We start from the raw sequence: 5,808 nt of genomic DNA on the forward strand, positions 1-5,808 counted from the left end.
AACCCGAAACCTGAAACCCGAAACCTGAAACCCGAAACCTGAAACCCGAAACCTGAAACCCTGGCACCCCCCGGCGTCTGCGGTCATAATGCCTGGCTTGAATCCGCCTCACTGTCAAACATTCCCCTCTCACGAGAACTCCCATGCTCCGCCCCGTCCTGTTCGGCACCCTTTGTCTGTTCGTTTCCGCCTGTTTTGCCGAGTCGCCCGCGGTCACGGCGCCGCCTGAACCGGACGGCATGACCCAGCTGTTCAACGGCGAAGACTTGACCGGTTGGGACGGAGACTCGCGGCTGTGGAGTGTTCGCGACGGCGTGATTCACGGCGAGACGACGAAGGAGGTTTCGACCAAGGGAAATACGTTTTTGATTTGGAAAGACGAAGTGGCTGATTTTGAGCTGCGATTGTCGTTCCGTTGCACCGCGTCGAACAACTCGGGCATTCAGTATCGATCGCAACGCGTCAAGACGGACGAGAAAGCGGTCAACCAATGGGTGCTGCGTGGCTACCAGCATGAGATCCGCAACGAAGAAGACTTGCCGAACGTGCCGGGTTTCATCTACGACGAGAAAGGCTCGCGCGGACGCATCTGTCTGGTCGGTGAAAAAGCGGTCTGGAACAAAGACGGCAAGAAGGTCATCGGCGAACCGCTGATCAGCAAAGAGGAGTTCAAAGAGTTGATGAAAGTCGACCAGTGGAACGACGTGGTGATCATCGCCAAGGGCAACCATCTGCAACACTTCCTCAACGGCCGGTTGATTCTGGACTTCACCGACAACCATCCCGAAAAGTCGTTTTCCAAAGGCTTCCTCGGACTGCAGTTGCACGCCGGAGCACCGATGTGGGCCGAATTCAAAAACGTCCGCCTGCAAAACCTCTAGTGGCGTAAGCTTCCAGCTTGCGTCCCCAAAAGTGGCGTAAGCTTCCAGCTTGCGTCCCCCCAAAAGCGCAGCGCCCGCCAGTCCCCGCCAGGCAACACTGTGAAGCATTTTTTTAGCGGTAGGGCGCAAGCCCGCCGGTGTTTCGGGAGCGATGAGAGACCGGAGGGCTTGCGCCCTGCCGCTAACACCGGGTAAAACGCAGGGAATAAATGCTTCACAGCGTTGCCCGCCAGGCCACCCGCTCTCACCCACCACCGCGAAACTCATCAACGGCTCAATGGATTGAATCAGCCGTTTGGCGCGAGCCTACGGGCCCCAGCACAAAGAAACGATGCTTACTTAGCGGTATACGCCCATAGGCCGCGCGTCAACCGCCTGTCCCGATTCAATCGGGCAATCCGCCACCCCTCTCTCGTGCAGCCATCTCGCACGCCACCGCCTTCACCCACTGTGAAGGATTCGTGAAGCCAGTGTTTGGGTTGCGCCTCGAATTCCGCCTCGCATGACGGCTGCGCCGAGTGATGTGAAGGAGTCGCGGACGCAATGCGAAGGAACGATGAAGTCTGACGCAATTCAATCGGTTTGAGATTGCAGCAGATCCAGCTCCCGCTTGAATACGCCTGTCAAAGCAACCGGGTTCACGGGCCAGGCACTGCGGAATCGAAGACACGGCAAGAGTTTGATCGATTGCTCATCTTCACTCCATCAAGGCTTCACCGGAATCAGGTTCACTGCTTCTGTTCCTAAGTCAGTCGCATCGCGTGCGTTGCACCGATCGACAAATCCACAGAAATCCAAACAAGGAATTCGAAATGTCGCGTATGCGAAAATCAGGTTTCACCCTGATCGAACTGTTGGTGGTGATCGCCATCATCTCCCTGCTGGCCGCGTTGGCGTTGCCGGCCCTGACCAAGGCTCGTGAAGCCGCTCGCCGCACCCAGTGCTCGAGCAACCTGCGTCAGTTCGGAATCGGAATGTACACGTTCTCCGACCGTGACCCGCTGGGCCGTTTGTGCACCGGTGCCTCCGACTTCGAGCGTGACGGTGACATGGACACCTACGGCTGGGTCGCCGACCTGGTCAACACGGGATCGGCCATCCCCGGTGACATGTTGTGCCCCAGCAACCCCGCCAAGGCACTTGAAAAGTTGAACGACCTGATCGGCATCTCGACGTCGGGCAACGGCGTGACGGTTGGCCCGTCAGCGGGCAACAGCTGGACCCGCATGCGTGCCGGCGCGGCCGATCGCATGTTCGATTCGTCCAACGCAGCGGTCGACTTTGCGGCCAACCCCGTGACCGTCGGTGCGACCCAATACAACAGTGCAGCCGAGTACGTCGGTGGCCTGTACGTGGACCAGGGTTACATGACCAACTACGCGGCCGGCTACTTCCTCGTTCGCGTCGCTCCGATCATGGAATACGACAGCACGGCGGGCGAGATCATCTCGTCGACCGGTGGAAAATTCAAAGAGCGTCAAGACACCAGCGGACCGCTGTTGGCTTCGGTCTTGGATCGCAGCCGCATCGCGACGAGCAACATTCCGTTGCTCGGCGACGCCGGCCCCGGTGACGTTGACGAAGCGATTCTCGGGACCGACGTTCCGAACACCAAAGAAGAACTGCCCCGCGGGATGTTGCTCGCAGAAGCCTTCAACGATGGCCCCGCTTACTTGGCGACGACCAACAATCGCTTGATCCTGCTCAACGCCGCCGTCTCGATGGTCGAGCAAATCAACTGCGAACGCGGCGCACCGTCGACCGTCAATTGCCAAGCCCCCTTGGGATCGGACGACACGAGCCCCTCGGGTTTCTACCTGCAAGACACGCGTGACTGGTTCGCCATCCACAGCGGCGGAGCGAACATCTTGATGGGTGACGGTTCGGTCCAACTGTTCCAAGACGAGAACGGCGACGGCTACCTGAACCCCGGCTTCCCCGTCCCGGACAACTTGACCGATTACTCGGGTGTCGGATACGCCGGCAGCACGGTCGAACTGCAGCCGGCTGAAATGTTCAGCGGCCTGTTCCTGGACGAAAGCTCCTTCAAGGGCCAGTTCGAAGAGAACTGATCACGAACGCTTTCTGTCCAACGAGACGGCAGAAATGTCACTTTTGAGGACCTCCATGGCACACGATGTCATGGGGGTCTCTCGTGTTGAATCGACGCGGCAATGTGAAAGACTGGAATGAATCAATTTACAAAACGACTGCTCGTCTTCGGTGGCCTGGTATTCGGGTTTGCCTCGTTCACCCTGGCCCTCACCCAGGTCGTCAGCTACAAGCCGTGGGGCGTCCCCGACAGCCGACGCGATGACTACGATCAGCGTGTCGCGGAACTGGACAGGCAAGCCATTGAGCGAGAAACGTATCAAAACAAGCCCCGCCCTTCGGCGAGAGCGTGGCCCGCGGTGCACGACTTCGGTTGGGTCCGGCCGGGAGAAACCGTGCGGCACACCGTCGAGATCGAAAACGTCGGCAATGCCGATTTGAATCTGCGAATCCGCGAGACCAATTCGGATCGCTTGACGGCCCAATTGGAAGGGCAGCAACTGGCACCGGGCGAATCCACTCGATGCACGATCGAATTGGTTGCCAGCCGTCAACCGTCAGCCGAGCCTTTCCAAGGCAGGGTGACGATTGCGACCAACGATCCGTTGAACAAGACGGTCATCTTGTCTGTGTTCAGTCGACAACGAAAAGAGCTGGTCCTTCCCGGCGCGATCGACTTCGGCAGCCATGACATGGGACAGGCATCGACGGTCGACTTTCTGATCTACAGTCAGCTGGCGCAACGTTTGAACGTCGTCGATGTTTCCAATGCGGCATTTGATCTTCAGTGGGTCGCCGTTCCCGAACCGATCGACAATCAGACTGTCGGTGACCAGACTCTCGGCGACCTGTCGGCAACGGCGGCCAGTCGCATCACCGTTGAAATGGAAGCCAAGGACTATGGCCACTACAGCGACCAACTGGAATTGACGGTCGAGATCGACGGCCAAGAACAGCAATGCAAGCTGGACTTCGGGGGTCGAGTTCGTCCGCCCATCGGCTTTTACGGGCCCAACGTCGATCGTCGCACCGGAGTCGATTTCGGCACCGTGGAAAACAACGAGCAACACGATCTGTTTGTCGTCGTCCGCTCCCGTGCGGATCGTTCCCGAAAAATCGCGGTGCTTGACATCGAGCCGAAAGAGCTGCAAGCCGAACTCCAGCCACTCGAGACTGACGGCAGTTATCGGCTGCGGATTTCGATTCCCAAAGGCTGCCCGTATCGACGCTTCAATCTCGCCGAGCAACATGGCTACATTCAAATCGGTGATCCCGAGATGAAGTCGTATTCCAACTGGCTGCCGGTGTACGGCGTTGTCGGTGATTTTGATGCCGATTGACCAGGATGCTTCACCCGCTTTAGTTCTTCGTCACGTAGTTCGAGATGTCTAGTTCTTCACCTGTTGATCAGATCACCCCTTCGGCAAGTCCGACACAGCCGTCCGGCAAGATGACTTGCGGTGCGTGCGACGCGACCAATCCGTCGGGCGGTCAATTCTGCGCCGGCTGCGGGCATGCACTACTCGAGCCCTGCGCCCAATGCAGCAAGCCCGTGTTGTTGACGCAGTCGTTTTGCGGCAATTGCGGATCGGATCTCGTGGCCTCGCTATCCAAACGCAAACGAGATCTGGAAGCCAAGATCGCAGATGCGATCGACGCCGCGAAAGAACGCGATTTTGAAAGATCGAAAGGGCTGCTGGCCGTCGTCACGCGTGAAACGGATTACCGATTCAAGGACGTGTTCACCCAAGCGACAACGGCACAACAAAAAATTGACCGGATCGCTGAGCAAGAATGTGGCTCGGCGTCGGAGCGGATCGCAGCGGCACAACAGGCCTACGACTCAGGCGACCCGGCACGCGTCGTCGAATTGCTCTCTGCATTGTCGCCGAAATTAATAACGCCCGAGGCGGAACGTCAGCTGCAGCAATCCCGACAGTTGCTCCAACAGCTTGACGATGCCGAGCAATCACTGCAGGAAGCGTTTCAGAAACGGGACTGGACCACATCAGGAGCCATTCTGGACCGCTTGTTGGAACTCAAACCGGATGACGAGACGGTCGCCAACCTGGCCCGCAAGGTGGGCAAGAAGCTGGTTGCAAAAGCGACCACGCTGCACCAACATCACAAGTCCACGGCGGCCGCGGAAATCCTGCAATGTGTCCCCGCGATCGCACGCAACCAAGCCTATGACGACATCAACCAGACGGTCGAACGAATCCGATGGCTGGCCAACCAATTCAACGGTGAACCCTTTGCTACACCGACATTGGGGCGGATCTCAAAACACTGGAGCGAGCGATCTGGCGGTGACCCCCGAGCGGTCAAGATGCTCCAACGGCTCAGCAAACAGGTCAAAGCGGCCCGGTCGACACCTCGCGACCTGTTCGCACCCTTGGAGGTCAAACCGCGCAGCTGGGTCGGCGGTTCACTGGGAATCCTGGCGTTTCCGACGAGCATCGATCTGGACGACCACGCCGCACTCCGCGCCTCACCCGGTCAATTCAACGCCGCCATCGGCCTGGCACTGCAAGGACTCGGGCTGGGGCGTTTCCAAGACGATTTTTCTCCCAAGAAAGGCCTGTTGAAACGACTCGGCCGCAAGAAAGCAGAACGATGCTGGGGGCTCGATATCGGCGCGTCAGGGATCAAAGCGGTGTGCCTGGAACTGACCAGCGATCAACAGCCCCGTTTGGCGGAATGCCACAAATTCTCCTTCGACGCCCCGCTGACACGAAGCACTGCCGAATCCACATTGGACGAATCGATTCGGACGGCGATCGCAACGTTCATGGACCAGCACGATGTCGAATCGACGCCCGTCTGGGTCAGTTTCCCTGCCCGCGAGCTGGTTTCACGCTTCGTCAAATTGCCC

4 protein-coding genes are annotated in these 5,808 nt (G+C 58.5%); all 4 read left to right on the top strand.

The window, feature by feature from the left end; translation table 11 throughout:
• Positions 1 to 143 precede the first annotated feature (143 nt).
• Entirely contained in the window at positions 144 to 881 is a 738-nt protein-coding gene (locus tag ABX749_RS19105) for a DUF1080 domain-containing protein (RefSeq protein ID WP_372897368.1), read from the top strand.
• Positions 882 to 1,702: 821 nt separating this feature from the next.
• Positions 1,703 to 2,953 (top strand): DUF1559 domain-containing protein, encoded by a 1,251-nt coding sequence (locus tag ABX749_RS19110; protein WP_372897369.1) that lies wholly within the window; start codon positions 1,703 to 1,705, stop codon positions 2,951 to 2,953.
• Positions 2,954 to 3,070: 117 nt separating this feature from the next.
• On the top strand, positions 3,071 to 4,273 hold the full coding sequence (locus tag ABX749_RS19115) for a choice-of-anchor D domain-containing protein (RefSeq protein ID WP_372897370.1): 1,203 nt from the start codon (positions 3,071 to 3,073) through the stop codon (positions 4,271 to 4,273).
• 44 nt (positions 4,274 to 4,317) lie between these two features.
• A partial coding sequence (locus ABX749_RS19120; protein ID WP_372897371.1) for a zinc ribbon domain-containing protein occupies positions 4,318 to 5,808 on the top strand: 1,491 nt, incomplete at its 3' end.

It is taken from the genome of Stieleria sp., from assembly GCF_041595215.1.
In the GTDB taxonomy this organism is placed as follows: Bacteria; Planctomycetota; Planctomycetia; order Pirellulales; family Pirellulaceae; genus Stieleria; species Stieleria magnilauensis.